At 67.2% G+C, this 26,377-nt stretch carries 21 protein-coding genes and 6 pseudogenes; 8 read left to right on the plus strand and 19 right to left on the minus strand.

Translation table 11 applies throughout. The annotated features are described in order from the left end of the window. Positions 1 to 6: 6 nt before the first annotated feature. From ABFB10_RS10455 to ABFB10_RS10465, 3 genes are read right to left on the minus strand one after another with little or no spacing between them, the layout of a single operon-like run. Positions 7 to 1,383, minus strand: a complete 1,377-nt coding sequence (locus ABFB10_RS10455; RefSeq protein ID WP_347166483.1) for an FAD-binding oxidoreductase — start codon at positions 1,381 to 1,383, stop codon at positions 7 to 9. Beyond that, entirely contained in the window at positions 1,380 to 1,979 is a 600-nt protein-coding gene (locus ABFB10_RS10460; protein ID WP_347166484.1) for a LysE family translocator, read from the minus strand. The genes ABFB10_RS10455 and ABFB10_RS10460 overlap by 4 nt, the downstream gene beginning before the upstream one ends. Further along, positions 1,979 to 3,010 carry an L-idonate 5-dehydrogenase gene (locus ABFB10_RS10465; protein ID WP_347166485.1) on the minus strand — a complete coding sequence of 344 codons (1,032 nt, stop codon included), beginning with the start codon at positions 3,008 to 3,010 and terminating at the stop codon, positions 1,979 to 1,981. Before ABFB10_RS10465 ends, ABFB10_RS10460 begins: the two co-directional genes overlap by 1 nt. A gap of 118 nt (positions 3,011 to 3,128) precedes the next feature. Between ABFB10_RS10465 and ABFB10_RS10470 the strand changes: the two genes are divergently transcribed. The 4 genes and pseudogenes from ABFB10_RS10470 (at position 3,129) to ABFB10_RS10485 (ending at position 5,822) form a co-directional block, all read left to right on the plus strand. Continuing rightward, positions 3,129 to 3,890, plus strand: coding sequence for an SDR family oxidoreductase (locus ABFB10_RS10470; RefSeq protein WP_347166486.1), 762 nt, complete (start codon positions 3,129 to 3,131; stop codon positions 3,888 to 3,890). Between the two features lie 98 nt (positions 3,891 to 3,988). Continuing rightward, positions 3,989 to 4,927 carry an NAD(P)-dependent oxidoreductase gene (locus ABFB10_RS10475; RefSeq protein ID WP_347166487.1) on the plus strand — a complete coding sequence of 313 codons (939 nt, stop codon included), beginning with the start codon at positions 3,989 to 3,991 and terminating at the stop codon, positions 4,925 to 4,927. Between the two features lie 3 nt (positions 4,928 to 4,930). Then, positions 4,931 to 5,227: pseudogene (locus ABFB10_RS10480) on the plus strand (phytanoyl-CoA dioxygenase family protein); the annotation flags it as partial. 115 nt (positions 5,228 to 5,342) lie between these two features. After that, complete coding sequence (locus ABFB10_RS10485) at positions 5,343 to 5,822, plus strand: phytanoyl-CoA dioxygenase family protein (RefSeq protein WP_347166488.1); 480 nt, start codon at positions 5,343 to 5,345, stop codon at positions 5,820 to 5,822. Between the two features lie 263 nt (positions 5,823 to 6,085). On the opposite strand, the gene ABFB10_RS10490 is transcribed toward ABFB10_RS10485, so the two are convergent. From ABFB10_RS10490 to ABFB10_RS10505, 4 genes are read right to left on the minus strand one after another with little or no spacing between them, the layout of a single operon-like run. Beyond that, positions 6,086 to 6,778, minus strand: coding sequence for an RraA family protein (locus ABFB10_RS10490; protein ID WP_347166489.1), 693 nt, complete (start codon positions 6,776 to 6,778; stop codon positions 6,086 to 6,088). A gap of 13 nt (positions 6,779 to 6,791) precedes the next feature. Next, positions 6,792 to 7,121, minus strand: a complete 330-nt coding sequence (locus ABFB10_RS10495) for an AzlD domain-containing protein (RefSeq protein WP_023850283.1) — start codon at positions 7,119 to 7,121, stop codon at positions 6,792 to 6,794. Then, the gene (locus ABFB10_RS10500) at positions 7,118 to 7,831 is read right to left on the minus strand and encodes an AzlC family ABC transporter permease (RefSeq protein WP_347166490.1); all 714 of its coding nucleotides are present in this window, start codon (positions 7,829 to 7,831) and stop codon (positions 7,118 to 7,120) included. The genes ABFB10_RS10495 and ABFB10_RS10500 overlap by 4 nt, the downstream gene beginning before the upstream one ends. Further along, the gene (locus ABFB10_RS10505; RefSeq protein WP_347166491.1) at positions 7,832 to 8,296 is read right to left on the minus strand and encodes a hypothetical protein; all 465 of its coding nucleotides are present in this window, start codon (positions 8,294 to 8,296) and stop codon (positions 7,832 to 7,834) included. Positions 8,297 to 8,402: 106 nt separating this feature from the next. On the opposite strand from ABFB10_RS10505, the pseudogene ABFB10_RS10510 reads away from it, so the two are divergent. Continuing rightward, a pseudogene (locus tag ABFB10_RS10510) lies at positions 8,403 to 10,188 on the plus strand (IlvD/Edd family dehydratase). Positions 10,189 to 10,295: 107 nt separating this feature from the next. After that, a pseudogene (locus ABFB10_RS10515) lies at positions 10,296 to 11,034 on the plus strand (SDR family oxidoreductase). Positions 11,035 to 11,085: 51 nt separating this feature from the next. Here the strand turns inward: ABFB10_RS10515 and ABFB10_RS10520 are convergent. The 9 genes and pseudogenes from ABFB10_RS10520 to ABFB10_RS10560 form a co-directional block, all read right to left on the minus strand. Beyond that, on the minus strand, positions 11,086 to 11,949 hold the full coding sequence (locus ABFB10_RS10520) for a DMT family transporter (protein ID WP_347166492.1): 864 nt from the start codon (positions 11,947 to 11,949) through the stop codon (positions 11,086 to 11,088). Positions 11,950 to 12,082: 133 nt separating this feature from the next. Beyond that, entirely contained in the window at positions 12,083 to 12,808 is a 726-nt protein-coding gene (locus tag ABFB10_RS10525; RefSeq protein WP_347166493.1) for an SDR family oxidoreductase, read from the minus strand. Beyond that, positions 12,805 to 13,695, minus strand: coding sequence for an NAD(P)-dependent oxidoreductase (locus ABFB10_RS10530; protein WP_347166494.1), 891 nt, complete (start codon positions 13,693 to 13,695; stop codon positions 12,805 to 12,807). Before ABFB10_RS10530 ends, ABFB10_RS10525 begins: the two co-directional genes overlap by 4 nt. Positions 13,696 to 13,707: 12 nt before the next feature. Continuing rightward, positions 13,708 to 14,769: a Gfo/Idh/MocA family protein gene (locus ABFB10_RS10535; protein WP_347166495.1), complete on the minus strand. Its 1,062-nt coding sequence runs from the start codon at positions 14,767 to 14,769 to the stop codon at positions 13,708 to 13,710. A 180-nt stretch (positions 14,770 to 14,949) separates the two neighbouring features. Continuing rightward, positions 14,950 to 16,441 (minus strand): annotated as a pseudogene (locus tag ABFB10_RS10540) (UxaA family hydrolase). 121 nt (positions 16,442 to 16,562) lie between these two features. Next, positions 16,563 to 17,513 carry a phytanoyl-CoA dioxygenase family protein gene (locus tag ABFB10_RS10545; RefSeq protein WP_347166496.1) on the minus strand — a complete coding sequence of 317 codons (951 nt, stop codon included), beginning with the start codon at positions 17,511 to 17,513 and terminating at the stop codon, positions 16,563 to 16,565. Between the two features lie 555 nt (positions 17,514 to 18,068). Next, positions 18,069 to 19,664: a TRAP transporter large permease gene (locus ABFB10_RS10550; RefSeq protein ID WP_347166497.1), complete on the minus strand. Its 1,596-nt coding sequence runs from the start codon at positions 19,662 to 19,664 to the stop codon at positions 18,069 to 18,071. Continuing rightward, positions 19,664 to 20,479 carry a TRAP transporter small permease subunit gene (locus ABFB10_RS10555; protein ID WP_347166498.1) on the minus strand — a complete coding sequence of 272 codons (816 nt, stop codon included), beginning with the start codon at positions 20,477 to 20,479 and terminating at the stop codon, positions 19,664 to 19,666. The genes ABFB10_RS10550 and ABFB10_RS10555 overlap by 1 nt, the downstream gene beginning before the upstream one ends. A 110-nt stretch (positions 20,480 to 20,589) precedes the next feature. Next, positions 20,590 to 21,602 (minus strand): annotated as a pseudogene (locus ABFB10_RS10560) (TRAP transporter substrate-binding protein). Positions 21,603 to 21,795: 193 nt separating this feature from the next. Between ABFB10_RS10560 and ABFB10_RS10565 the strand changes: the two are divergent. Both ABFB10_RS10565 and ABFB10_RS10570 read left to right on the plus strand, forming a co-directional pair. Then, complete coding sequence (locus ABFB10_RS10565; RefSeq protein ID WP_347166499.1) at positions 21,796 to 22,467, plus strand: GntR family transcriptional regulator; 672 nt, start codon at positions 21,796 to 21,798, stop codon at positions 22,465 to 22,467. 57 nt (positions 22,468 to 22,524) lie between these two features. Continuing rightward, positions 22,525 to 23,371 (plus strand): annotated as a pseudogene (locus tag ABFB10_RS10570) (fumarylacetoacetate hydrolase family protein). Between the two features lie 134 nt (positions 23,372 to 23,505). Here ABFB10_RS10570 and ABFB10_RS10575 read toward each other — a convergent pair. The 3 genes from ABFB10_RS10575 to ABFB10_RS10590 all read right to left on the minus strand — a co-directional run bounded on the left by ABFB10_RS10575 (position 23,506) and on the right by ABFB10_RS10590 (position 26,344). Then, positions 23,506 to 24,261 carry an SDR family NAD(P)-dependent oxidoreductase gene (locus tag ABFB10_RS10575; RefSeq protein WP_347166500.1) on the minus strand — a complete coding sequence of 252 codons (756 nt, stop codon included), beginning with the start codon at positions 24,259 to 24,261 and terminating at the stop codon, positions 23,506 to 23,508. Continuing rightward, a complete protein-coding gene (locus tag ABFB10_RS10585) occupies positions 24,258 to 25,406 on the minus strand; it encodes a transketolase family protein (protein WP_430523007.1) in 1,149 nt (382 codons plus the stop codon). The genes ABFB10_RS10575 and ABFB10_RS10585 overlap by 4 nt, the downstream gene beginning before the upstream one ends. Before the next feature lie 86 nt (positions 25,407 to 25,492). After that, positions 25,493 to 26,344, minus strand: coding sequence for a transketolase (locus ABFB10_RS10590; protein WP_347166501.1), 852 nt, complete (start codon positions 26,342 to 26,344; stop codon positions 25,493 to 25,495). Positions 26,345 to 26,377: the final 33 nt, after the last annotated feature.

Here is a 26,377-nt window from a genome sequence, read left to right on the forward strand (position 1 = left end):
GTCTCCTCAGTGGTTGTCCGGCAGCATCTTGCCGGGATTCAGGATGTTCTTGGGGTCGAACCCCTGCTTGATCGCGCGCATATAGGCCAGCGCGGGGCCGTGTTCGGCGTCCATGTAGCCCTGCTTGCCGATGCCGATCCCGTGCTCTCCGCTGACGGTGCCGCCAAGGCGCAGCGCGGTTTCGGCCAGCTTGCCGGTGAACAGCTTGGCGCGGGCCATCTCGTCGGCATTGCCGGGATCGACCGACAGGCCGGCGTGGAAGTTGCCGTCGCCGACATGGCCGACGATGGTGCAGGTCAGACCCATGGCGACGGCGTCGCGTTGGGCCTGCACCACTGCCTCTGCCAGTTGCGAGATCGGAACGCAAACATCCGTGGGCCAGATGTGCTTGCCGGCCCCCAGCGCGGCGGAGGCGTAATGCGCCTTGTGCCGCATCGCCCAAAGCGCGTTGCGGTCCTCTGTCGTGGTGGCGGTCTTCATGGCCTCGGCGCCGAAGTCCCCGGCGAGGGCGGCGAAGGTTTCCATCTGCTCGGTCACACCGGCGGGCGAGCCGTGGAATTCTAGGAAGAGGTGCGGCTTCTCGGGCAGGCCCGCACCGGCGTATTGGTTGAAGCCGCGCACCATCATCTCGTCCAGCAGCTCGATCCGCGCCATGGGCAGGCCGGACTGGATGGTCAGGATCACGCAATTGACCGCATCCTCGACGGACTCGAAGCGGCAGGTGGCCGCCGAGATGGCCTCGGGGATGCCGTGCAGCTTCACCGTCAGTTCGGTGATGATGCCCAGCGTGCCCTCTGACCCGATCAAGAGGTGGTTGAGGTCGTAGCCGGTCGAGGATTTGCGTGCCTTGGTGCCGGTGCGGATCACCGTGCCGTCGGCCATGACCGCCTCCATGGCGAGGATGTTGTCGCGCATGGTGCCGTATCTGACGGCGGTCGTGCCCGAGGCCCGCGTCGCCGCCATCCCGCCCATAGAGGCATCGGCGCCGGGATCGACGCTGAAGAACAGGCCCGTGGCCCGCAGTTCCTCGTTCAGCGCGATGCGCGTCAGGCCCGGTTGCACGACGGCGTTCATGTCCTCGGCATTGACCGCCAGCACGCGGTTCATCCGGTTCATGTCGAGACTGATGCCGCCACGGATCGCAAGGTGCTGGCCCTCCAGAGAGGAGGCCGCGCCGTAGGCGGTCACCGGGCAGTTTTCGTCGTGGCAGATCTTCAGGATCTCCGAGACCTCTTCGGTGGTCTCGGGATAGGCGACGCCATGCGGCGGGGTGTCGGCGTAATAGGTCTCGTTCTGGCCGTGCAGGGCAAGGTCCGCGTCCGAGGTGGACAGGCGGTCGCCAAGCAGGTCGGTCAGGCGGGAAAGGGCGGTGTCGATGGTCATGACGGGGTCAGTCCGGCGTAAAGGGCAAGGGCAACGACCGCCAGCATCGAGGCGGCCATCAGGTGGTTGATCCGGCGGTGCGCCGTCTCGGACAGGTTCAGGCGGTGCAGGGTTGCACCGGCGTAGAGCCAGCCGAGGTGGATCGGGATCCAGATCGCGGCAACGATCACCAGCTTGGCGATGGTCTCGAAGGCCAGATTGTCCGGGGCAAAGGGGAAGCCCGCGAAAAGCGTGGTGTTGACGGCATAGGCCTTGGGGTTGATCGCCTGCAACAGCAGGCCGGAACCGATGCCGGGCGCGGTCTTGGCCTCGATGAAGGCCAGTTTCGACCCGGCAAAGGCGATCCCGGCGGCGAGATACAGCAGGTAGCCGACAGAGGCCACCATCAGCACCGTGCGCACCACCGGAACCGCCAGCACCACGGCGGCCACGCCCGAAATCACGCCAAGCGCGACGATATTGGTGCCGATGAAGAGGCCGGTGAGATAGCGAAGCCCGGCGCGGAAGCCATAGCCCGATCCCACGCCCGCAGCCGAAAGGACACCCGGACCGGGCGTCACGATCAGAAAGAAGACGGCCGCGGCGAAGGTCAGCATCAGGCGATTTCCAGCTGCACCTTCATGGCGCGGCTGCGGTCGCCGGCTGTGTCGAAGGCCTTCTGGAAGTCGTCGAAGGCGAAGCTATGCGTGAGCAGCGGTTTGACGTCGATCAGCCCCTTCTGCATCAGCGCGACGGCGGTGCCGAATTCCTCGTGAAAGCGGAAGGAGCCCATCAGCGACAGTTCCTTGGCGGTGACCTGCATCAGCGGAATGCTCATGTCGCCGGACATGCCAAGCTGCACCGCAAGGCCCTGCGAGCGCAGCGCCGCGATGCCGCCGCGCAGGGCCGGTTCGGCGCCCGAGCATTCGAACAGCACATCGACGCTGCCCTTGCCCTGCTGGTACGGGGCCAGCGCCTCGGGGTCGCTGAGCGTGTTCAGCGTCATGTCCGCCCCGGCCTCGCGCGCGAAACCCAGTACGCCGTCGGCGATATCGGTGACGATGATCTCTTCGGCCCCGGCGCGACGCGCGCAAAGCACCGCCAGCACGCCGATGGGACCGGACCCGGTGACCAGCACACGCTTGCCGACGAGGCTACCGGCGCGGCGCACCGCGTGCAGCGTGACCGACAGCGGTTCGGCCATGGCGGCCTCTGCGGCACTCAGCCCCTCGGCCTTCACGCATTGCGCGGCATCGGCCACGATCACCTCGCGGAAGGCGCCCTGAATATGCGGGAAGGGCATGGCAGAGCCGTAGAAGCGCATGTTCAGGCAGTGGTTCGGCAGGCCGCGCAGACATTCCCCGCAGGCGCCGCAGGGCCGCGAGGGCGAGACGGCCACCAGATCGCCGGGCGCCAGCCCCTCGACCCCGTCGCCGACCGCCTCGACATGGCCCGAGACCTCGTGCCCGAGGATCATCGGTTCCTTCAGGCGCACGGTGCCGAAGCCGCCGTGTTGGTAATAGTGCAGGTCGGACCCGCAGATCCCGCCACGGGCGAGCCGAAGGCGGACCTCTCCGGCACCGGGGTCGCCCGCGTCACAGGGCGACAGGCGCAGGTCGCGCGCCGCATGGGCGTAAAGCGCTTTCATGGGTGTCCTCCAGGTGGCGCCTTGCATGTGCGCCGGAATGGTATACCATTTTGCGCAATCAAGTCTGCTCGGGCACGAAATGTCAACCTCTGCCACGGGCGGCAGGACGGGAGGACACATGCAACTTTTCGATCTCAGCGGGCGCCGGGCGCTCGTGACCGGCTCTTCCATGGGGATCGGGTTCGCGCTGGCGCGCGGTCTGGCGCAGGCGGGGGCCTCTGTCGTTCTGAACGCGCGCAACGCCGAACGGCTGGCCGAGGCCGCCGAAGCGCTGCGGGCCGAGGGCGCGACGGTCGAAGAACTGGTCTTCGACGCCACCGATGCCGAGGGCGTGCGCGCCGCCATCGACGGCTTCGAGGCGGAAAAGGGCGCCATCGACATCCTGGTGAACAACGCCGGGATGCAGCACCGCACCCCGCTGGAGGATTTCCCGGTCGAGGCCTTCGACCGGCTGATGCGGACCAATGTGAACTCTGCCTTCTACGTGGGCCAAGCGGTTGCGCGCCACATGATCAAGCGCGGCGCCGGACGGATCATCAATATCGCCTCGGTGCAGACGGCGCTGGCCCGGCCCGGGATCGCGCCCTACGTGGCCTCCAAGGGCGCCATCGGCAACCTGACCAAGGGCATGGCCACCGACTGGGCGAAACACGGGCTGAACTGCAACGCCATCGCGCCGGGCTATTTCGATACGCCTCTGAACGCGGCGCTGGTCGCGGATGCCGAGTTCAGCGCATGGCTGGAAAAGCGCACGCCCGCCGGGCGCTGGGGCAAGGTCGAGGAGCTGGTGGGCGCCTGCGTCTTCCTGTCGGCGCCCGCGTCCAGCTTTGTCAACGGCCATACGCTGTTCGTGGACGGCGGCATCACCGCATCCCTGTGACCGACGGGCGGACGCTGTTTCGCTGACGCGAAAGGCGCCCCGCCCGCCGTCCCTTGGGGCGCAATACATCGAACCGGGATTTGGGAGGAGAACGGAGCATGACAGAGAAACCCGTTGTGGGCTTTATCGGCGTCGGGCTGATGGGTCACGGCATGGCCAAGAACATCCTGAAGGGCGGCTACGCGCTGGTCATCAAGGGCAACCGCAACCGCGAGCCGGTCGAGAGCCTCAAGAGCATGGGGGCGGAAGAGGTCCGGACCCCGCGCGAGATGGCGGAGCGCTGCGACATCATCCACCTGTGCCTGTCCAACTCGCCGCTGGTCGAAGAGGTGATCGCGGGTCCGGACGGCATCCTTGCCGGTGCGCGCGAAGGGCTGGTGGTGATCGACACCACGACCGCGGACCCGACCTCGACCCTCGCCATGGCGAAACTCCTGGCGGAAAAGGGCTGCCACATGGTCGACGCGCCGCTGGGCCGGACGCCGAAGGAGGCGGAAGAGGGCCAGCTGGATGCCATGGTCGGCGCGGACGCCGCGGTGCTGGAGCGCGTGCGCCCGGTCATCGCCTGCTGGTCCGGCTCGATCACCCACATGGGCGCGGTCGGCATGGGCCACAAGATGAAGCTGATGATGAACTTCCTCTCCATGAGCTACGCGGCGCTCTACTCCGAGGCGGTGGTGATGGGCGCGAAGGTCGGCATCAGCCCGGCGCAGCTGCGCGAGGTGATCGCCCCCAGCCGCATGGGTTGCGGCTTCTTCGACACCTTCATGAACTACGTGGTGGACCGCAACCGCGACGCCCACAAGTTCGCCATCGCCAATGCGGCGAAGGACCTGCGCTACGTCAATGCCATGGCGACCGATGCGGGGATGATGACCCTGATGGCGGGCGCCGCGCGGCAGTACTTTGCCCATGCCGAGGCGATCGGCGCCGGGCAGGACTACGTGCCGATGCTGTCCAACATCGTCGGCGCGCTGAACGGGATCGATATGGAAGAAATCACCGCCGGGGAACCGGACACAGGTTCGAAAGGATAGGCCATGCTGACGCAGGACCAGAAAGACTTCTACGCGGAAAACGGCTATCTCAAGGTCGAGGGCGCGGTGACCGGCGCATTGCTCTCGCGCCTTCAGGAGGTGACGAACCGGCTGATCGAGGCCTCGCGCGAGGTGACCGACAGCAACGATGTCTACGATCTCGACACCGGCCATACGGCTGAGGCGCCACGCCTGACCCGGATCAAGCTGCCGCACAAGCAGGACCCGGTGTTCTGGGAGGCGCTGACCCAGTCGGGCGTGACCGAGGTGCTGACCGATCTCCTGGGGCCGGACACCTATATCAACACCTCGAAGCTGAACACCAAGGCGCCGGGCGGCGGGGCGGCGGTGGAATGGCACCGAGGACTGGGCCTTCTACCCGCATACCAACGACGACCTGCTGGCCTTCGGCCTGATGCTGGAGGATGTGGACGAGGCCAATGGCCCGCTGAAGGTGATCCCCGGCACCCACAAGGGCCCGGTGCTGTCGCACCACGCGGGCGGCGTGTTCTGCGGAGCGGTCGACCCGGAGGATCCGTTGTTCGAACAGGACAAGGCGGTGACCCTGACCGGCAAGGCGGGCGACATGACCATCCACCACGTCCGCACGCTGCACGGCTCTGCGCCGAACCGGTCCGACCGGGCGCGCAAGATCCTGTTTTACGAACTGGCCCGCGCCGACGCCTGGCCGATACTCGGCGCCTCGAGCTATATCCATGCCCTGGGGCAGCGCGGTTTCTGGGCCGACCTGCAGGACCGTGTCGTGACCGGCGCCCCCTGCCTGACGCCACGGCTGGCAAACGTGCCGGTCACGATGCCGCTGCCGCCCGCCAAGGACAATACCTCGATCTTCAAGACCCAGGCCTCGGGTGGGGCTCGAAGCGCCTTTGCCTGAACCGGATGCCGGGAGGCGCGGTTGGCCGGGGTGAGGATCTGGATAGGGAAGAAGACAGAGGCGCGCGCTCGGGGCCACTGCCCTGCGAACAGATGCAAGCATGGCCGGGGGCGCGCCTTTTCGACGGTGCCACGTCGGGCGCGCGTGGCTTCAAGGTATTTGGGCCAAGAAGAAACCCAGGTCTGCGCGAAAGAGCCGGCTTGGGTTTCTTCTTGGAGACAAATACCTGAGAGCGCCGGCGGTCACCGGCGCCCGGGTTCTGTTCAGGCCTTCACGGCTCGGCCTTCGGCCAGCATCTTCTGGATGTCCACCGGGGTGCAGAAGCCTTCGTTGCGGACCTTGGCCTCGAGCCCGTCTTCCAGCGCCTTCACCTCTGCCACGCGGGCGATGACCGCGTCGATGCGGGCATGGGGGATGACCACGACGCCGTTGCGGTCGGCGACGATCAGGTCTCCGCTGCTGACGCTGACGCCGCCCACCACGGCGGTGCCGCCGACCGTACCCGGGCCGCTGCCGTAGGGCGAGTTCGGGTTCAGCCCGGTGCACCATGCCGGCAGGCCGACCTCGACGATGCCTTCGTAGTCGCGCATCGGGCCGTCGGTGACGAAACCCGCGGCGCCGCGGTTCTTCAGCATGCCCATGACCTGATCGCCCGAGGCGGAGCAGCCCCGGTGGCCCGCGACCGAGGCAACCACGATGTCGCCCGCCTGCGCGACCTCGATGGCGGCGAGGGTGGCGAGGATATCGGCGGCGCCGTTGTCCGCGACCAGCGCCGGGCCCACGGCGACACAGTCGATGTCGGGGCCGATGGGGGCGATCTGTGTCGCCAGCGAGCCGAGGCCGTTCATCGCGTCGCAGACAAATCCGGTGGGGATGCCCTTCAGCGCGTCGATCTGGGCCTGGGTCGGGCGCGGGAAGCCCTCGATCAGGGTGAGGACGGGCGGTTCTTCGATCATTGCTGTGGTCCTTTCAGAAAGAGCCTGTGAGAAATTGCAATCCGTAGAGCGCCGCCATCCCCGCGAGGATCGTGGCGATGACATTGCCGCGCAGGCCCACGGCAAAGGCGATCAGTGCGGCCAGCAGGCGGGGCAGGTCGGTTGTGCCCCCCGTCGCCTCGGGCCAGAGTACCAGCGGTGCGACCAGCGCCGGGAAGACCGCGACGCCCACGTATTTCAGGTGCAGCAGTGCCCAGTCCGGCAGTTGCCTGCCGCCCAGTAGTCCCAGGAAGGAGAAGCGGATCAGGAAGGTGCCGATCCCCAGCCCGGCGGTCAGCAGCCAGAAGGCGGTATCCGAGATCATGCGACACTCCTTTCAGCCCGGCGCTTCAGCCAGAGTTCCGCCTGCGCGCCCGTCACCATGGCCAGCGCCGCCGCGACCAGGAGCCCGAGACTCCGGGGCACCCAGGCGAAGGCCAGCGCCGCAATGGCCGAAACCCCGGCGGCCAGCATGTGCGGCAGGGTCCGGAGCAGCGGCGCGGCGAGGGCGATGAAGCAGACCGGGACGGCGAAATCCAGCGAGAGGCTGGCCGGGATCGCCTGTCCGACCAGCGCGCCGGTCAGCGTGAAGCCGTACCAGATCGGGCAGATCAGCATCATGCAGCCGAAGTAATAGGCGACCTTGGCCGCCTTGGGCATCTGCGGATTGTCCTCGTAGGTGCGCACCGCCACGGCAAAGGCCTGATCGACCATCAGGTAGGCCATCAGCGCCCGTGTCCCCAGGCGTGCATGGCCCAGATGCGGCACCAGCGCCGCCGAATACATTGCCATGCGCAGGTTGACCGCCAGCGCGGTCAGCAGCGCGATGAAGACCGGGGCCTGATCCTGCAAGAGCGCCAGCGCGGTGAACTGCGAGGCCCCCGCGATGACCAGAACCGCCATGGCCATGGCCTGAAGCACGTCGAGGCCAGCGTCCCGGGCCACGACGCCGAACAGCATCGAGTAGGGGGCCACGATCACGATGAAGGGGGCGCAGTCACGATAGCCGCGCCAGAAAGCCTGTGTTGGGGTCATCTACAGATCCTTTGCGCTGATGAGCAGCCGCACAAGGGTCAGCCCGGTCGCGGCGGCGGCGCAGCGGGCCTTGTCGCGCTGGATCGCCTGCGCATCGCCCTCGCCGATCAGCGCAAGCGCTTCCAGGCGGTCGCATTGCATCAGCTTGCCGAGCAGGTCGTATTTCACCTCGACCGAGGTCAGGGCCGCGATCTGCTGGGATGCCGTCGCGCGGACCTCTGCCATGCGGGCGGCGAGGCCGTCGCCCCAACCGTCCTGCGCCTTCTGGTAGCAGAGCATGGCAACGGCGGGCATGTCCGAAGGTTCGCTGTCGCAGGCCGACAGGCCTTCTGCCACACAGGCGCCGGGGAGGCTGCCCTGATCGATCCGTGCCGCGACGCACTCCGTCAACTCCTGTGCCGCGGCGGGCAGGGCCGTGGACAGGACAAACGCCACCAAGGCCGACGCAACCGGGACTGCTTTCATGACCCCTCCTCCCAAAGCGGTATGACTCCTCTTGCATTTGGTATACCAAAATGAAAGTTTGCCACAAGGGCGCAGCCACATCAGCCAAGGCGCCGGAGGAGAAGACATGAGTGACACGCGCGCGAACAAGCGGTTCCGCTCGCAAGAGTGGTTCGACAATCCGAACAACCCGGGGATGACGGCGCTTTACGTCGAACGCTACCAGAACAGCACCTTCACCCGCGAAGAGATCCAGTGGCGGGCGGTACGGTCATCGGCATTGCCAACTCGGGCAGCGACATCGCGCCGTGCAACAAGATCCATGTCTTCCTGATGGACCGCATCAAGGCGGGCATCCGCGAGGCCGGCGGCGTGCCGATGGAGTTCCCGGTCCACCCGATCCAGGAGACCGGCAAGCGGCCCACCGCCGCGCTGGACCGCAACCTGACCTATCTCGGCCTCGTCGAGGTGCTGCACGGCTATCCGTTGGACGGCGTCGTGCTGACCACCGGCTGCGACAAGACCACGCCCGCCATGCTGATGGGTGCGGCCACGGTCGACATTCCCGCCATCGCGCTGAACGGCGGCCCGATGCTGGACGGCTGGTGGAAGGGCAAGCGCGCCGGGTCCGGCACCATCGTCTGGGAAAGCCGCCGCCTGCTGGCCGAGGGCAAGATCGACTACGAGGAATTCATGTCCCGGGTCTGTTCCTCGGCGCCCTCGCTGGGGCATTGCAACACCATGGGCACGGCCTCGACGATGAACGCCATGGCCGAGGCGCTGGGGATGTCGCTGACCGGCAACTCGGCCATTCCGGCGCCCTTCCGCGAGCGCATGGCCATGGCCTACGAGACCGGCAAGCGCATCGTGCAGATGGTGCTGGACGACCTGAAGCCCTCGGACATCCTGACCCGCGAGGCCTTCGAGAACGCCATCGTGGTGAACTCTGCCATCGGCGGCTCGACCAACGCGCCGCCGCATCTGCAGGCCGTGGCGCGGCATGCGGGCGTCGAGCTGAACGTCAAGGACTGGGAGACCATCGGCTTCGACGTGCCGCTGCTGGTGAACATGCAGCCCGCGGGTGAGTACCTGGGCGAATCCTTCTTCCGCGCCGGCGGGGTGCCCGCGGTCATGGGCGAGCTGATGAAGGCGGGGCATATCCGCGAGGGCGCGATGACGGCGACCGGCAACAGCATGGGCGCGAACCTGGCCGGCTGCGAGAGCATGGACGAGGACGTGGTCAAGACCTGTGCTGCGCCGATGCGCCGGAACGCGGGCTTCAAGGTCCTGTCGGGCAACCTCTTCGATTCGGCGCTGATGAAGACCAGCGTGATCTCGGAGGATTTCCAGAAACGCTTCCTGTCGCAGCCCGGCAACGAGGGCGTGCTGGAGGCGCGGGCCGTGGTCTTCGAAGGCCCCGAGGATTACCACGACCGGATCAACGATCCCGATCTGAAGATCGACGAGCACTGCATCCTGTTCATCCGCAACGTCGGCTGCGTCGGCTATCCCGGTTCCGCCGAGGTGGTGAACATGCAGCCGCCGGATGCGCTGATCAGGCAGGGCATCGCCCATCTGCCCACCGTGGGCGACGGGCGGCAGTCGGGCACCTCGGAATCGCCGTCGATCCTGAACGCCTCTCCCGAGGCGGTGGTCGGTGGCGGGCTGGCCTATCTGCAGACCGGGGACACCGTGCGTCTGGACCTGAACGCCAGCCGCATGGACGCTCTGGTCGACGAGGCCGAGTGGGCCGCCCGCCGAGGAGGCACTGGGAGGCGCCCGAGATCGTCAACCAGACCCCGTGGCAGGAGATCTACCGCCGCCACGTGGGCCAGCTGGGCGAGGGCGGTTGCACGGAACTGGCGACGGCCTACCAGAAGGTCGCCCGCGTGCTGCCGCGCGACAACCACTGACGGCACCTGTCGGGGGGCGTTTCAGGGGGCTCTGCCCCCGCGCTGCGCGCCCCCGGGATATTTGAGGACAGAAGAACCATCGGGCCGATGCCCGGGATGGAGGGGACATGACACAGACAATCATCATCACCGGCGGCGCGCGCGGGATCGGCAAGGCCTGCGCCGAGGCCTTCCTTGCGGCGGGCTGGAAGGTCGGCATCGTCGAGCCGCACCGAGGCGACGGTGGCCGAGATGGCCGACAGCCACGAGAACGCGCTGGCGCTGCCCTGCGACGTGGTCAACGAGGCCGAGGTCGACGCCGCCTTCGACAAGGCGCTGGCCGAGTGGGGGCGGATCGACTGCCTGTTCAACAATGCCGGGATCTCGGTCATGGGCGGCACCATCGACGAGCTGTCGGTGGAGGACTGGCGCCGCTGCATGGACATCAACACCACCGGGTCGTTCATCTGCGCGCGCGCGGCCTTTGCCCGGATGCGGGCACAGGACCCGCAGGGCGGGCGGATCATCAACAACGGCTCTGTCTCGTCGGATGTGCCGCGCTGGGGCTCTGCCGCCTATACGGCGTCGAAACACGCGGTGACGGGGCTGACGCGGTCCATTTCGCTGGACGGGCGGCCCTACAACATCGCCTGCGGACAGATCAACATCGGCAACGCGCTGACCGACATGGCGGCGAAGATGACCACGGGTGTGCCGCAGGCCGACGGTTCCATCGCGGTCGAGCCGGTCATGGACGTGGCGCATGTGGCCTCTTCGGTGCTGCACATGGCCTCGTTGCCGCTGGAGGCGAACGTGCAGTTCATCACCGTGATGGCCAGCGCGATGCCCTATATCGGGCGCGGCTGAGCGGGTTCGGTATCGTGGAAAGGGGGCGCGGGAGACCGCGCCCCTTTTGCGTCAGCGGGTGGCGGGCACCGGCTTGCGCACGCCCCCCTTGCGGACCATGCGCTCGCGTTGCCAGATGTAGAGGCCCGAGGCGATGATGATGCTGCCCCCGGCCAGCGTCCAGAGCGTCGGCCATGTATCGAAAAGCAGGATGCTGGCGATGGCGGCCAGGAAGAGCTGGATGTAGATCACCGGCGCCAGGATCGAGGCATCGGCCCAGCGGTGCGCCGTGGTCGCGGCGATATGGCCGAGCGCGCCGAAGCAGCCGATCAGCAGGAAGGCGATCCAGTCGACGCCGCTGGGCCAGGTCCAGCCCTTGAGCACGAAGGGAAAGAGCGCCGCCGCCGCGATGCCGGCGGACCAGATCTGCGAGACCGCGTTGCCTTCGACCCCCGCCAGCAGGCGGGTCATGATGAAATACATCGAGGCCATGCAGAGCGCGCCGAGCGTCAGCAGCATGGCCGGGTGGAATTCGGCGCCCCAGGGCTGCATCACCACCAGCACGCCCACGAAGCCCACGCAGACGGCGACGATGCGGCGCAGGCCGACCTGTTCTCCAAGGATCGGGATCGCCAGCAGGGTCACCACGATGGGTCCGGCGAACATGATCGTCGTCGTCACCGTGATCGGCAGGTATTGCAGCGCGGTGAAGTTGAGCGTTGTGCTGCCCAGCAGGAACAGCGACCGCAAGAGCTGCTTGAACGGCGCGTTGGAGCGGAAGGCCGCCAGCCCCTCTTGCGGGGCAAAGGTGGCGATGGCCACCAGCGTGTGCCCGAGGTAGCGGACAAAGACCACCTGCAGCGCCGGGATGCCGCCGAGGATCAGCCATTTGGCGGAACTGTCGATGCAGGTGAACCATGTGACGGCGAGCGCCATCAGCAGCACGCCTGCACCGGTGCGGTCTTCCCCTGGGTTTTGTATCTGACACGGGTGTTCTCCTTCAGGCGATGGCGCATTCCGGCACGGAATGCGGGCCGGTTTCTTTCGAAGAAACCGGCCCTCTCCGGGATCAGCCGACCGCCCAGCCGCCGTCGATCACATGCGCCTGTCCGGTGGTGAAGGCGCTTTCCTCGGACCCGAGGTAGACCGCGAGATGCGCGATCTCTTCCGCCGTGCCGATGCGGCCCATGGGCTGGCGCGCCTCGAAGGCGCGGCGGGCCTCGGCGTAGTCGCCCATCGCCCGAAGCCGGTCATGCAGCGAGGGGCTGTCCACCGTGCCCGGGCAGATGCAGTTCACGCGGATGCCCTTGGTCACGAAGTCCAGCGCCACCGATTTGGTCAGCCCGATCACCGCCGCCTTGGACGCCCCGTAGATGCAGCGGTTGGGGGCCGCCACGATGCTGCCCGCCACCGAGGCGATATTGACGATGGAGCCGCCGCCGCGCCCGATCATGCCGGGCAGGGCGGCCTGCATGGTGTGGAACTGCGACCGGACGTTCAGCGTGAAGGCAAAGTCGAAGTCCGCGTCCGTGGCCTCCAGAATGGTGCCGCCGTGCACGTAGCCCGCGCAGTTGACCAGGACGTCGGGCGCGGCACTCTGGATCGCTTCCGTCACCGCATCCTTGTCGGTCACGTCCAGCGCAAAGCAGGTCGCGCCCTCCAGCCCCTCCAGCAGCTCCGCCTTCAGGTCGGTCGCCGTGACCGTGGCGCCCTCGCGCAGGTAGGCCTCGGCGATGGCGCGGCCGATGCCCTGACCTGCCGCCGTCACGAAGGCCGTCTTGCCCTTCAGCCTCATGCCTTGTCTCCGAGGTGCTTGATCATCCAGTCGACCATCTCGGGGATCATGCGGCTGCCGTCGCCGGTGCCCTTGGCCTCTTCCAGAACCGCCACGGTGCTTCGGGACATGCGGCTGTCGCGGCCCAGATCGTCCGCCATGGTGCCGTAGTAGCCCACGTCCTTGGCGCCGTTCTCGACCGAGAAGGCAAGGTCGATCTTGCCGTCGACGGCGTAGTTGCGGATGAATTCCATCATGCCGGAGCGGTTCGGCCCCGCCGCCATCACGTCAAACAGCGCGGTGCGGTCGATCCCCGCCGCATCGGCCATGGCAAAGGCCTCGGACATCGCCATCGCGGTGGTCATGGCGAAGAAGTTGTTGATCAGCTTGATCGTGTGGCCATTGCCCGTCTTGCCAAGGTGAAAGACGTTCTCGCCCAGCACGTCGAGCACCGGCTTGACCTTCTGGTAGGCCGCCTCGTCCCCGGCGCACATGATGTTCAGCTTGCCTTCCTTGGCATGCGCGGGCGTGCGGCCCAGCGGCGCGTCGAGGTAGATCGCGCCCTTCGCCGCCATGTCAGCGGCGATCTTCTGGGTCGAGCCGGGCAACGAGGTGCCGAAGTCGATCACCACGGCGCCCTCCCGCACCCCGGCCAGCACGCCGTCGTCGCCGTAGATGCGCCCCTCGACCTGCGCCGAGGTCGAGACGCAGAGCATCACGATATCGCTCGCCTCGGCCAGCGCCCCGGCGCTCGCGGCCTCGGTGCCGCCTCGTGAGACGGCCTCTTCGACGCCGGTGCGGTCGCGATTGCCGAGGACGGTCAGGCTGTAGCCCGCGTCCTGAAGGCAGCCCACCATGGCGCGGCCCATCAGGCCCAGTCCGATGAATCCGATACGGGGTTTGGTCATGGTCTTCTCCTCTCAGGAACCGTTGAAATCGCCGGGCACGTCTCCGCGTGCCACCGGCTTGCCGGTCCGCGCCGAGAGCGCGGCGGCCAAAGTCATCTCCAGCGCCGCAAGCCCCTGCGCGCCGGTGCAGAGCACGTCGTCGCTGCCGCCCCCGACCACCGCCGCAAAGCGGTCGATCTGCACCCGCAGGGGGTCCACGGGGTCGAAGGGCGCTCCGGGCACCCGGGCAAGCGGCTTCGACCACTCGATCTCTCCGGGCTGGCCGGCCTGCCAGAGCGTCAGCGACGGGAAGGCCAGCGCCCCTTCGGTGCCGGTGAAGCGCATGTAGTCCTCGGTCGACGGCGCGATGGCCGGGTTCTCGCCGGTCGCCGCCTCGAAGGCCCAGGGCGAGGCGCCCGCGTCCGAAATCAGGATCGACCCCAGCGCGCCGCTTTCGAACCGCAGCGCCAGCGCGGCGCTGTCCTCGATGGCCAGGCCGCGCACGGCGGAAGAGGTCAGGGCCGTGACCTCGATGGCCTCGCCGTAGAAGAAGGACAAGAGGTCGATCTCGTGGCTGAGGTTGGTCATCAGCGGCCCGGCCCCGGGCGACCGCCGCCACTCGGGTCCGTAATAGCTGTCGTGCTTGCGCAGGGACCACAGGGCCTGCACCCCCACGGGGGCGCCGATCCGCTGCAGGGCTGCGCGCGCGGCGGTGGAAAAGGGATGGCAGCGCCGGTGATGGCCGCAATAGAGCGGCAGGCCCTTCTCCTCGGCAAAATCCAGCAGCGCCCGGCCCTCGTCCAGCGTGCCGGTCAGGGGCTTTTCGACCAGTACCGCCCAACCCCGTTCAAGCGCGGCCCGTGCGGCGGGCGCATGGGCCGGGGTGGGCGTTGCCACCACGGCGGCGCGCACATGGCCCGGCACCTCCGAGACATCGGCCACCATCGGCAGCCCCCGCGCCGCCAAAGCCGTCCGCAGGCCCTCGTCCGGCTCCACGACCGCGACCAGCTCCACCCGCTCCGAGAGCCCCGCCACCTCGATATGGCGCTGCCCGATGGAGCCCGCTCCCACGACACAGATCGGCAGCGCCGTCATGCCCTGTCGCCCTCAGGCGTCCCACGTCGATCCGTCATACCGTCCCCTTGGTCTTCTTCTGTCTTCAAATATCCCGGGGTCGTCATTGTCGCGCCATTGGTCCGAGAGACAATGACGACGGCAGAGCCCCGGTCCGCCGGTTGTTCAGGGCGTCCCGCGTCACCGCGGATCGCCCGCCCGTCACATCACCGCGCCGATCTGCCAGGGCACGAACTCGTAGTCGCCAAGACCCTGAAGTTCCGACTTGGTCTTCTCGCCGCTGGCCATGCGCAGCCACATCTCGTAGATCTCGCGGTACGACCTCCTCGACCGTCTTGCCGTCTGACAGGATGGTGCCCGCGTTCACGTCCATGTCCTCGTGAAGCCGCCCGTACATCTCGGAGTTGGTGGCCACTTTCATGCAGGGGCTGGGCTTCGACCCGAAGGCCGACCCGCGCCCGGTGGTGAAGCACACGAGGTTGCATCCGCTTGCGATCATGCCCGTGACCGAGGCCGGATCGTAGCCCGGGCTGTCCATGAAGACGAAGCCCCCGGCGGTCACCGGTTCGGCATATTTGAAGACGCCCATCAGCGGTGTCGTGCCGCCCTTGGCGGAGGCGCCCAGCGATTTTTCGAGGATCGTGGTCAACCCGCCCTTCTTGTTGCCGGGCGAGGGGTTGTTGTCCATCGAGCCGCCCGCATTGGCGGTATAGCGCTCCCACCAGTGGATCAGCTCGATCAGCTTGTCGCCGACCTCGCGCGAGGCGGCGCGGGCCGTCAGCATGTGCTCGGCGCCGTAGATCTCGGGGGTTTCGGACAGCACGCCGGTGCCGCCCTGCGCCACCAGCAGGTCGCAGGCGTAGCCCACGGCGGGGTTGGCGGTGATGCCCGACCAGGCGTCAGAGCCGCCGCATTCGAGACCCACCATCAGCTCGGAGGCGGGGCATTCCTCGCGTTGCGCCTCGTTGACCAGGGGCAGCATCTTCTCGATCTTCGCGATGCCCATCTCGACCGTCTTGCGCAGCCCGCCCACGTCCTGGATGTTCATGGTCTGGAAGAGCGGGCCGGGGGTCAGGCCATAGGCCTCGATCAGCCAGTCGATCTGCATCATCTCGCAGCCCAGCCCGGCCATCAGCACGGCGCCGACATTGGGATTGCGGGCATAGCCCCAGAGCGTGCGCTGCAACAGTTCGAAGCCGGTGCCGTCGCCTCCCATGGCGCAGCCGGTGCCGTGCACGAAGGCGGTCACGCCGTCGACATTGGGGTAGGCGGCAAGGCGTTCGGGGGTGAAATGCTCGGCGATCTTGCGCGCGGCGGTGGCCGAGCAGTTCACGCTGGTCAGCACGGCGATGGTGTTGCGCGTTCCGACGCGCCCGGTGGGGCGGCGATAGCCCATGAAGGTGTCGCGGGTCGTGGCCTTGGGGGCCGCGCGCAGGTTGGTGCCGAACTCGTAGGCGGTATCGACGTTGCGGAACTCGAGGTTGTGGGTGTGGACATGCGCGCCCTCGGCGATGTCCTCGGCGGCGTAGCCGATGACCTGCGCGTATTTGCGCACGGCCTCACCCCTTGCGATGGGCTGGCTGGCCATCTTGTGGCCGCGCGGGATCAGCTGGGTGGCGCCGTCCTGCCCGATTTCGAGGGGGCGGATGGCTGTGACGACATTGTCGGCGTCGGAAAGGCGGACTGTGTTCATGGCGTGCCTGTCTGGTCTGGCTCGGGGGTGGTTGCGTCGGAGGGGGCTCTGCCCCCGCTCCTTCGGAGCCCCCCGGGATATTTCCGGACAGAAGAAACCAGGGGGCATCGGGGTGGAAGGGTCAGGCGCAGGCGGGGCTGTCGCCTTTCCAGCGGTGAATGGGGATGTGGTCCTTCGGGGCGAGGGCGGCGCGGGTTTCTTCCCATTGCCGCTTCCAGTGCTGCCAGTCGCGGAACTCGCTGTCGGGGTTGGCGCGGGAGCGAGCGACGAAGTCCGGGAAATGGGCGCGGCCCGTGGGCTGGCCGGTGACGTTGTAGCGGATGTCGAAGCTCCAGCGGAAGCTGTCGGAGGTGTTGTCGAAGGAGCAATGCGGCGTCAGCGGGTGGAAGAGCACCGCGCCGCCGGCCTTGACCGGCAGGGCGACCGCCTTCGTCTCGTCGAGGCAGCCCGCGGCGATGGAGGTCTGGCGCTGCGGGCAATGCGGGTACATCTGCGGCTTGCCGGGGATCACCTTGAGGCAGCCGTTTTCCGGGGTGGCGTCGCCGATGGCGAGCCAGACGGTGACGATCTGCGTATCGTCGCCCTCTTCATGGGCGACGGCGCGGTCCTGATGCCAGTCGGTGGCCTGGATATGGGCCGTTGCCTCGCCGGCGCGCAGGGTGCGGCTGGGGGGCTTCAGCCGGACATGCTGGATCGGGTTCGAGGTGAGTTCCGGGCCGATCAGATCCTCGACCATGTCCAGAAGGCGCGGATCGGTCAGCATCTGCATCACCGCCGGGCCGATGTGGAAGGGGGTGTCGGCCTCGATCTTCGAGCCGGGCAGGGTGATGTCCATGGGCTGGAACCACTCGCAGCCTGCCGCATAGGCGGCGAGCAGCTTTTGCCAGAAATCCAGGTCGGTGCCGTCGGGCACGCGGCCCTCGGCCTGCCATCCGGCGTAGAGCCGGTCCATGACGGCGCCGTATTCGGCCCTGATCGCCGTCAGGGTGTCGGCGGAGAGCACGTTCTCGACGACGAGGTAGCCTTCGGTCTCGAAGAACTCGACCTGTTCCGGGGTTAGCATGCGCGTCATTGACGGACCTCCTTCAGCCTGTCGCGGTGGAAGGCGCTGCCCGGACCGGGCCTTTCGGGCGCGGGGGCCATGCCTTCGGAAAGGGGCGGGGGCGTTTCGAGGCCGCGCCCGAGGCCCCGTGGCGCCCTGTGGCTGCGCGTCGGGGGCGCGGCAGACGGGTGCACGGCGGCATCAGCGCGCCGCTTGCGCGGCGGGGGGAAGGGGGCATGGCCGGGCCGGATGGGGGAGCCTCGGAAAGGGCGCGATGGGGGCGCCGCGGAGGGGGGGCGGTGCCTTTGGCGCTCTCGCCCCGGGGCGAGGCCTCTTGCATCGAGACCGCGACGGCTGTGTCGGGCGGGATGCGCATGCGGTCGGGCTGAAGGCGGTCGGAGATGGGCATGGCGGCCTCTGGCTGGGGGCTGCCGTCGCCATTGTCTTTCGGGCCAATGGCGCGACAGGGATGAGCCCCGGAGGTATTTGGGCCAAGAAGAAGCCCGGGTTCGGGGAGAAAGAGGGGCGTTCGTCCGGGATGAGAGGGAGGCCGGGGCGCCTTTTCGGCGTCCCGGCCCGGGCGATCTAGAGGAAGATCGTGATGATGGGGGGCCAGGCCAGCAGCACCATCAGTGCCAGCAGTTGCAGGCAGATGAACGGCAGGAAGCCCCTGAAGATGTCGGTCAGCGAGATATGCGCCGGGGCCACGGACTTCAGGTAGAAGGCGGCGGGGCCGAAGGGCGGCGAGAGGAAGCTGACCTGCATGTTCATACAGAAGACCACGCCGAACCAGATCGGGATGAAGCGCGGGTCGATGCTGCCGAACCAGCCGATCTCTTCCGGGGGCAGGCGGATGACGATGGGCAGGAAGACCGGCATGATCAGCAGCACGATGCCGATCCAGTCCATGAACATCCCCATGATGAGGAAGATCAGCATCATCAGCAGGATCACCCCCATGGTGGGCAGGTCGGAGTTGACGATCATGTTGGCCACGTAGGTCGGGCCGCCCGCCAGCGTGTAGGCCGCCGCGAGGGCCGCCGCGCCGATGGTCACCCAGATGATCGTGCCGGTCGACCGCAGGGTGCGCATGAGGCTGTCCCAGACGATGTCGAAGGTCATCTCGCGCCGGAGCAGGCCGATGACGAAGACCGCCACGACGCCCATGCCCGCCGCTTCGGTGATGCCGGTGATGCCCATGTAGATGGAGCCCAGCACCACGCCGATGACGATGATCGGGGCGACGAGGCCCTTGCCCATGTCCCAGCCCTTCGCCGTGCGCTCGCGTCCGATGATCACGAAGACCAGCAGGGCGGCGATGGCGAAGGCGCCGATGATCCAGGGGATGTCCGAGACCATGCCCAGCACGATCGGGTCCACGCCCTCGCGCACGACGTTGTCGCCGGTCACCGTGAAGAACAGCGCCCGGAGCAGCAGGAAGCCGGTGAAGTACATGGTGAACTTGGCGAGGAAGCCGAGGAACATCATGCCCTTCTCGCCACCCTTGGGGGCGTCGGGGTCTTCGGGCGGCAGCGGCGCCAGCGCGGGATTCATCTGCGTGCGCACGATGATGTAGATCAGGAAGAAGGTCGCCAGCATGAAGCCCGGCAGGAAGGAGGCGGTGAACAGCGCCTTGATCGAGGTCTCGGTCACCAGCCCGTAGAAGATCAGGACGATCGAGGGCGGGATCATGGTGCCCAGCGAGCCGGAGGCGCAGATCGTGCCGATGGCGAGGTTCTGGTCGTAGTTCAGGCGCAGCATCTGCGGCAGGGCGATCAGGCCCAGCAGAACCACCTCGCCGCCGATGATCCCCGACATCGCCGCCATGATGACGGCCATGATCGAGGTCACGATGGCGATGCCGCCGCGGACGCGGCTGAGCCAGACGTTCAGCGAGTTGTACATGTCCCGCGCGATGCCGGATCGTTCCAGCAGCGCCGCCATGAAGATGAACAGGGGCACCGATATGAGGACGTAGTTCGTCATCTGCCGGTAGACCGCCTGCCCAAGGACCGACAGCGGTCCCTGTCCGAAGGTGCGGAACAGGATGTCGACGTCGAATTTCAGGACCAGCGTCACCACGGCAAGGAAGGCCGAGGCAAAGCCCAGCGGCATCCCGATGGCGAGCAATGCGAACATCGCCAAGAGGACGATCAGGGAGAGTGTGCCGACGTCGACCATTACGTGTTGTCCTCTTCCAGCGTGCGGCGGATGTTCTCGATCTCGTGTTCGTCGATGTCATCGGCGCTGTGATGTTCGGGCGCCTTGTTCCAGTCGGCGATCAGGTTGGAAATCGCCCGGATCGTCACCAGGCCGATGGCCACCAGGATCGCCATCTTCACGGTGCCCGGCAGCGGTGGGTCCTGTGCGGTGCCGAAGGTCTCCATCCGCATCAGGCGGCGGATGGCGTCGTTCCAGCCACCCCAGACGAGGGCGAAGAAGAACAGGACGATCAGCAGGACCGAGATCACGTCAGAGGTCTTCTGCATCCAGCGGGGCATCATGTCGTAGATCACGTAGATGCGGATGTGGCTGCGCTGCTGCATGGCGTATTGCCCGGCCAGCAGGAAGACGATGGCGGCGATCCAGAGCGACAGCTCGTTCGCCCAGAGCGTCGGCGCCGAGAAGACGTAGCGCGCGACGACCTCGTAGAACATCACGATCACGATGATTGCGACCGAAATCATCGCCAGCCGCGAGATCACCAGGCTGACCATGTCGAAGAAGCCGTCCGGCTCGGCCTCGATGGCGCCCTTGAAGTCCGCAAGATAGAGCGAGGCGAAGAGCAGCGCCCCGGTCATGGCCACAAGCATCAGCACCACGATGGGGCCACCCTCGGCGGGGCGGATCATCTGGTGCATGCCGATGGCGTCGGCGGAAAAGATCGCGTTCACGACGAGCCAGGCGTAGATGAGCAGCGTCACAGCCGTGAAAGCGATCATCGCCAGCTTCACGGGACGCCTCATAGAGCCCAGAAACAGGCTTTTGTCCTGCATGGTTCAGCCCCCTGCCTTGATTTTGGGTGTAAAAAAGCGAGCCCCTGAAACAAGGGGCCCGCCATGGTCCTCCATGCGGCCCGGCGCGTGGTCGCGTCGGGCCAGCCGGATCACTCGATCAGGCCCAGCTTGGTCATGTATTCCTTGTGGCTGGCCAGGATCGCGCCTGCCTCGGGCGACCGGGTGCCCCAGTCTTCCCAGGCGACCTGGGCGGCGCGCCGGAACTCCGCGCGGTCTTCCGGCGACCAGTCGTAGAGGGTCACGCCCTGCTCGACCAGCGCGGCGGCGGCTTCGGCATTGGCCTTCTCGTTCGCAAGCGCGATCTGGAAGGACAGCTTCTGCCACGCGGTGTCGATGATGCGGCGGTGCGCGTCGCTCAGACCGTCCCAGACGGCCTTGTTGCAGGCCAGGTGGTCCGAGGGCATCGAGTGGAAGCCGGGGTAGGTGGCATGCTTGACGATGTCGTAGAGGCCAAGACCGACGTTGTTGGCCAGACCGGAGGCGTCGGCGCCGTCGATGATGCCGGTTTCAAGCGCGGTAAAGATCTCGGTGAAGTCCATCACGATGGGCGAGGCGCCCAGCTCTTCGAAGATCTCGGTTTCCATGCCCGGGGGCGACCGGAACTTCCAGCCCTTGATGTCTTCGAAACCGTTCAGCGGCTTGGAGGAGGACAGCGATTCCTGACCGTAGATCGACCAGCCGATCAGCTGCATGTCGTTGGCGTTGTACAGTTCCTGGGCGGCGTCGTAGCCACCGCCGTGGTACAGCCAGCTGTACTGCTGCCGGGGGTCTCGTAGCCGCCCATGATGTCGCCGACGAACTGGAACGCCGGGTTCTTGCCGGTCTGGTAGGCGCCGCCGGTGGCATCGCAGTCGACGATGCCGTTGATGGCCGCGTCGAAGGTTTCGGTCGTGGCGACCACGGACGAGCTGTAGAACATCTCGATGGCGATGGCGCCGTCGGACATGGTCTGCACGTCGTCGATGAAGGTGGCCAGCATCTGGCCGGTCGGGTGCTCGGTTGCGTAATGGGTCTGCATGCGCAGGGTGACGTCCTGCGCAAAGGCCGGAACGGCCACGACCGAGGCCATCGCCGCGGTTTTCAGAATCGAGACAAGCTTCATCAGTATCCTCCCAGAGGGGGCCGGAGCCCCGGAAAAGTTGCGCGTCCTCCACGCGCAGATGGTATACCATCGGGTTAGAACGCTAGCGAAAGCCGCCTCGACAATCAACCATTTTTGGTATACCAAATTTCGGAAATTGCTCTGCGTGGAAGAAAAAGCGACATTCCCGCAGGGTCGAAGGACTGGGGGGAGCATGGCGGACAAGACTCTGCCCGAGACGATCGCGCACCAGTTGCGCCGCGAGATCCTGCGCGGGAAACTGGCGCCGGGGGATTCGATCAAGGAACGCGACAACGCCGCAGAGATGGGGGTCAGCCGGACCCCCATGCGCGAGGCGATCCGCATCCTTGCCAAGGAGGGGCTGGTGATCCTGCGCCCCTCGCGCAGCCCGATCGTGGCCAATCCCTCGTTGCAGGAAATCTGCGACAACATAGAGGTTCTGGCCACGCTGGAACTGAAGTCGGCGGAACTCGCCTGCGAACGGGCGACGGATGCGGAAATCGCGGGCATTCGCGAGATCCAGGAGTACATGGAGAAGGTCTATGACGACCTCGATGCCGTGGATGTCTTCGAGATCGACATGCGGTTCCACGTCGCCATCGCCCAGGCCTCGCACAACGCTTCCATGGCCGAAGCCCACAACGCCTATCTCTCGCGGCTCTGGCGCGCACGCTTCCTGTCGGCGGCGCGCAAGCGGTCCCGCGACCGGGTGCTGAACCAGCACCGCGCCATCGTCGAGGGGCTGGTGGCCCGCGATGCCGCCCGCGTCGCCCGCGAGATCGGCGGCCACCTGGAACACCTGTCGATCAACGTCCGGCACCGCTTCGAGGAAGACGCGCTGGCGCTCACCGAGGCGCGCACGTAAACCACGGGCCGGGGGTCGTTACAGGACACCCGAAGTTCTAAGGAGGAAGAACGCACCATGAAACTGTTGCGATTTGGGCCCGCGGGCTCTGAAAAGACCGGGATGCTGGATGCCGAAGGCAAGGTTCGCGATCTGTCGGCCCATCTGCCGGTTCTGGCCGGCGCGGCGCTGACGCCGGACTCGCTGGATCGCATTCGCGCGCTGGACCCGGCCTCGCTGCCGCTGGTCGAAGAGCCGGGCCGCATCGGCGCCTGCCTCGCCTCGGTGCCGAACTTCTTCTGTATCGGTCTGAACTACGCCAAGCATGCGGCAGAGACCGGCGCCAAGAACCCGAAAGAGCCGATTCTCTTCTCGAAGGCCACCTCGTCGCTGTCCGGTCCCTTCGACCCGGTGGTGATCCCGCGCACCTCGGAAAAATCCGACTGGGAGGTCGAGCTGGGCGTGATCATCGAGCGCGAGACGCTCTATGTCTCGGAGGAGGACGCGCTGGATCACGTGGCGGGCTACTGCGTGATCAACGACGTATCCGAGCGCGCCTTCCGAGGCGGAACGCAGCGGCCAGTGGATCAAGGGCAAGTCGGCGCCGACCTTCGGGCCGTGCGGCCCCTACCTGGTGACCGCGGACGAGGTGCCGGACCCGCAGGCGCTGGAGCTGTCTCTGGACCTGAACGGCGAGCGCGTGCAGGACAGCGACACCTCGGACATGATCTTCTCGGTGCGCGAGATCGTCAGCTACATGAGCCAGTTCATGAAGCTGATGCCGGGCGACATCATCGCCACCGGCACGCCCTCGGGCGTGGGTCTGGGCATGAACCCCCAGCGCTTCCTGAAGCCGGGTGATGTCATGGAGCTGCGCGTCGCGGGCCTTGGCGAGCAGCGCCAGGAAGTGGTCGCCGCCGGGTAAGCCGCGCGGCCCGACAAGGGTCCGAAAAAGGGGCGCCGCGGTCGAAACCCCGGCGCCCTGTTTCTTCTGTCCGGAAATATCCCGGGGAGCGCGAGGGGCTGGCCCCTCGCATGGCCGCCGCCGGATCGAACGGCTCAGTGGATCAGCGATCCGCCGTTCACGTCCACCTCGGAGCCGGTGACATAGGCGGAAAGATCCGAGGCGAGGAAGAGGCAGCAGCCCGCCACGTCCGAGGCCTCTCCGGCGCGGCCCATGGGGATGCCGTCGAGGATCATCTCCATCATCTCGGGCGTCAGCTTGCCGCCGGTGATGTCGGTGGCGATGAAGCCGGGACAGACCGCGTTCGAGCGGATGCCGTCGGGCGCCAGTTCGCGGGCCATGGCCTTGGTCAGGCCCAGCACACCCGCCTTCGCCGCCGAGTAGTGCGGCCCGCCGAAGATGCCGCCGCCGCGTTGTGCCGAGACCGACGAGATATTGACGATCGAGCCGGTCCTGCGCTCACGCATGTGCGGGATGATCGCCTGGCTCATGTAGAGCGTGCCGCGGAGGTTCACGTCGGTCACCGCATCGTAGTTCTCGGGCTCGATCTGCATCAGCTTCAGCGGCTGGGTGATGCCCGCGTTGTTCACGAGGATGTCGGCCTGACCGAAGGCTTCCAGCACCGCCGCGGCGGCGTCGATGCAGGCCCATTTGTCGGTGACGTTGCAGGCCAGACCGATGTGGCCCGCGCCGGGCAGGTCGGCGGCGGCGGCCTTTGCGGCCTCGGCATCGAGGTCCAGCACCGCGATCTTCGCGCCGTGTTCGGCGAAGAGCGTCGCGGTGGCCTTGCCGAGGCCGCGCGCCGAGGCGGCGCCGGTGATGATGGCGGTCTTGCCGTCGAGAAGTGTCATGCGGTGTGCTCCATGTTGGCGGGGGAGGGGGCAGGTGGGGGCTCTGCCCCGGCGCTTTGCGCCTCCCCGGGATATTTCTGGACAGAAGAAGCTGGGGTCAGAGCCAGGATTTGACCGAGGCGCAGATGGCCTCGACCGATATCCCGTATTGGTGGTGCAGGGTGGGCAGGGCGCCCGCGTCGAGAAATTCGTCCGGCAGGCCGATCATGCGGAAGCTCGGGTGGATGCCGCCGGTCATCAGCGCGGTGGCGACGGCTTCGCCGAGGCCGCCGATCAGGCTGTGGTTTTCGGCAGTGACGACGAGGCGGTACGGATTTCGCGGCCGCGGCGCGGATGGTCTCGGTGTCGAGCGGTTTGATCGTGGGCACGTGCAGGACGGCGCAATCGGTACCGTCCTTGGCCAGCTGGGCGGCGGCGTCGAGGGTGCGCATGGTCATGAAGCCCGAGGAGATGAAGAGCACGTCGCGGCCCTCGCGGATCACCTGTGCCTTGCCCGGTTTGAACTGGTAGCCGTAGTCGCCCAGCACGTCGGGCACCTTGCCGCGCAGGAGGCGCATGTAGACGGGGCCGTCGATGGTCCCCATGGCGTGGGTGGCCTGCGCGGTCTCGGTGGCGTCACAGGGGTCGATGATGGTCAGGTTGGGCATGCCGCGGAAGATCGCGAGATCCTCTGTCGCCTGATGGCTGGGGCCGTAGCCGGTGGTCAGACCCGGCAGGGCGCAGCAGATGCGCACGGGCAGGTTTTCCTCGGCGATGGCCATGGCGATGAAGTCATAGGCCCGTCGCGCGGCGAAGACCGCGTAGGTGGTGGCGAAGGGCATGAAACCCTCGCGCGCCAGCCCGGCGGCGGCGGAGATCAGCACCTGTTCGGCCATGCCCATCTGGTAGAAGCGGTCGGGGTATGCCTTCGCGAAGATGTGCATGTCGGTGTATTTCGACAGGTCGGCGGAGAGGCCGACCACATCGTCGCGCTGCGCCGCCAGTTCGCAGAGCGCGGTGCCGAAGGGGGTGGCAATGGTCTTGCGCCCCTCCGCATCCAGCGAGGCGATCATGGCGGAGGTGCGGGCGCCCTCGGCGGCCGGTGCGGTGCGCGGGGCGTATTTGGACTTGCGGCGGGAGTTCGGGCCGAAGGGAACGTCGGTCATGTGGGGCTCCTGTCTGGGGGTGAAGGGGCTCTGCCCCCGGCGCTGCGCGCCTCCCCCGAGGTATTTCGGGACCAGAGAAGGGCGGATCAGGCGGGCTTGTTGGCGTCGTGGATCGCCAGCGCCTTTTGCCATTCTTCCGGCTCGACGCGGACGAAGTGGGTGATCTCGCGCTCTTCGAGGAAGGGGATGCCCTTGCACATCCTGGTGTTGCAGATGATCACGCGGGGCTTGGCGTCTTTCAGCGTCCGGGCGGTGTCGAAGGCCTGCACCAGCGCGTCCATGTCGTTGCCGTCGACCTCTTGGGCGTGCCAGCCGAAGGCCTCCCACTTGGGGGCCTCGGGGGTCTGGGCCAGCGCGTCGCGAGTCGGGCCGTCGGCCTGCTGGTTGTTGAAGTCGACGATGGCGATCAGGTTGTCGAGCTTCCACTGGGTCGCGGACATCACCGCCTCCCATGTCGAGCCCTCGCCCAGCTCGCCGTCCGAGAGCAGGTTGTAGACGAAGCGGTCCGAGCCCTTGCGCTTCAGCCCCATGGCGGCACCCACCGCGATGCCGAGGCCGTGGCCGAGCGAGCCGCCGGTGATCTCCATCCCCGGCGTGTAGCTGGCCATGCCGGACATGGGCAGGCGCGAGTCGTCCATGCCGTAGGTGGCGATTTCGTCCTCGGGCAGGATGCCAGCCTCGATCATCGCGGCATAGAGCGCGATCGCGTAGTGGCCGATCGACAGGTAGAAGCGGTCGCGGCCCTCCCACTCGGGGTCGCCGGGGCGGTAGTCCATGGCGTGGAAGTAGCTGACCGCAAGCAGGTCGGCGGCGCCGAGCGCCTGGCCAATGTAGCCCTGCCCCTGCACCTCGCCCATCAGAAGCGCGTTGCGGCGGATCGCCCGGGCGCGCTGTGCGAGGCTGGTGTTGGAGCCGGGTTTGCCGGTGTCGGTGGTCATGGGGCCTGCCTCCCTGCGGGTCGTGTCGGCGCG

The sequence above is a fragment of the Ponticoccus litoralis genome (assembly GCF_039769985.1).
In the GTDB taxonomy this organism is placed as follows: domain Bacteria; phylum Pseudomonadota; class Alphaproteobacteria; order Rhodobacterales; family Rhodobacteraceae; genus Ponticoccus; species Ponticoccus litoralis.

What these genes read in the sequence shown, in the direction of transcription:
- ABFB10_RS10535 (WP_347166495.1), bottom strand. Translation starts at nt 14,769, where the DNA reads ATGACGGCGCTGCCGATCTGTGTCGTGGGAGCGGGCTCCATCGGGCAG.
- ABFB10_RS10565 (WP_347166499.1), top strand. Translation starts at nt 21,796, where the DNA reads ATGGCGGACAAGACTCTGCCCGAGACGATCGCGCACCAGTTGCGCCGC.
- ABFB10_RS10490 (WP_347166489.1), bottom strand. Translation starts at nt 6,778, where the DNA reads ATGATCGAAGAACCGCCCGTCCTCACCCTGATCGAGGGCTTCCCGCGC.
- ABFB10_RS10585 (WP_430523007.1), bottom strand. Translation starts at nt 25,406, where the DNA reads ATGACCGACGTTCCCTTCGGCCCGAACTCCCGCCGCAAGTCCAAATAC.
- ABFB10_RS10455 (WP_347166483.1), bottom strand. Translation starts at nt 1,383, where the DNA reads ATGACCATCGACACCGCCCTTTCCCGCCTGACCGACCTGCTTGGCGAC.
- ABFB10_RS10530 (WP_347166494.1), bottom strand. Translation starts at nt 13,695, where the DNA reads ATGACCAAACCCCGTATCGGATTCATCGGACTGGGCCTGATGGGCCGC.
- ABFB10_RS10485 (WP_347166488.1), top strand. Translation starts at nt 5,343, where the DNA reads ATGCTGGAGGATGTGGACGAGGCCAATGGCCCGCTGAAGGTGATCCCC.
- ABFB10_RS10505 (WP_347166491.1), bottom strand. Translation starts at nt 8,296, where the DNA reads ATGAAAGCAGTCCCGGTTGCGTCGGCCTTGGTGGCGTTTGTCCTGTCC.
- ABFB10_RS10465 (WP_347166485.1), bottom strand. Translation starts at nt 3,010, where the DNA reads ATGAAAGCGCTTTACGCCCATGCGGCGCGCGACCTGCGCCTGTCGCCC.
- ABFB10_RS10500 (WP_347166490.1), bottom strand. Translation starts at nt 7,831, where the DNA reads ATGACCCCAACACAGGCTTTCTGGCGCGGCTATCGTGACTGCGCCCCC.
- ABFB10_RS10495 (WP_023850283.1), bottom strand. Translation starts at nt 7,121, where the DNA reads ATGATCTCGGATACCGCCTTCTGGCTGCTGACCGCCGGGCTGGGGATC.
- ABFB10_RS10460 (WP_347166484.1), bottom strand. Translation starts at nt 1,979, where the DNA reads ATGCTGACCTTCGCCGCGGCCGTCTTCTTTCTGATCGTGACGCCCGGT.
- ABFB10_RS10590 (WP_347166501.1), bottom strand. Translation starts at nt 26,344, where the DNA reads ATGACCACCGACACCGGCAAACCCGGCTCCAACACCAGCCTCGCACAG.
- ABFB10_RS10545 (WP_347166496.1), bottom strand. Translation starts at nt 17,513, where the DNA reads ATGACGCGCATGCTAACCCCGGAACAGGTCGAGTTCTTCGAGACCGAA.
- ABFB10_RS10555 (WP_347166498.1), bottom strand. Translation starts at nt 20,479, where the DNA reads ATGCAGGACAAAAGCCTGTTTCTGGGCTCTATGAGGCGTCCCGTGAAG.
- ABFB10_RS10520 (WP_347166492.1), bottom strand. Translation starts at nt 11,949, where the DNA reads ATGGCGCTCGCCGTCACATGGTTCACCTGCATCGACAGTTCCGCCAAA.
- ABFB10_RS10550 (WP_347166497.1), bottom strand. Translation starts at nt 19,664, where the DNA reads ATGGTCGACGTCGGCACACTCTCCCTGATCGTCCTCTTGGCGATGTTC.
- ABFB10_RS10470 (WP_347166486.1), top strand. Translation starts at nt 3,129, where the DNA reads ATGCAACTTTTCGATCTCAGCGGGCGCCGGGCGCTCGTGACCGGCTCT.
- ABFB10_RS10575 (WP_347166500.1), bottom strand. Translation starts at nt 24,261, where the DNA reads ATGACACTTCTCGACGGCAAGACCGCCATCATCACCGGCGCCGCCTCG.
- ABFB10_RS10525 (WP_347166493.1), bottom strand. Translation starts at nt 12,808, where the DNA reads ATGAGGCTGAAGGGCAAGACGGCCTTCGTGACGGCGGCAGGTCAGGGC.
- ABFB10_RS10475 (WP_347166487.1), top strand. Translation starts at nt 3,989, where the DNA reads ATGACAGAGAAACCCGTTGTGGGCTTTATCGGCGTCGGGCTGATGGGT.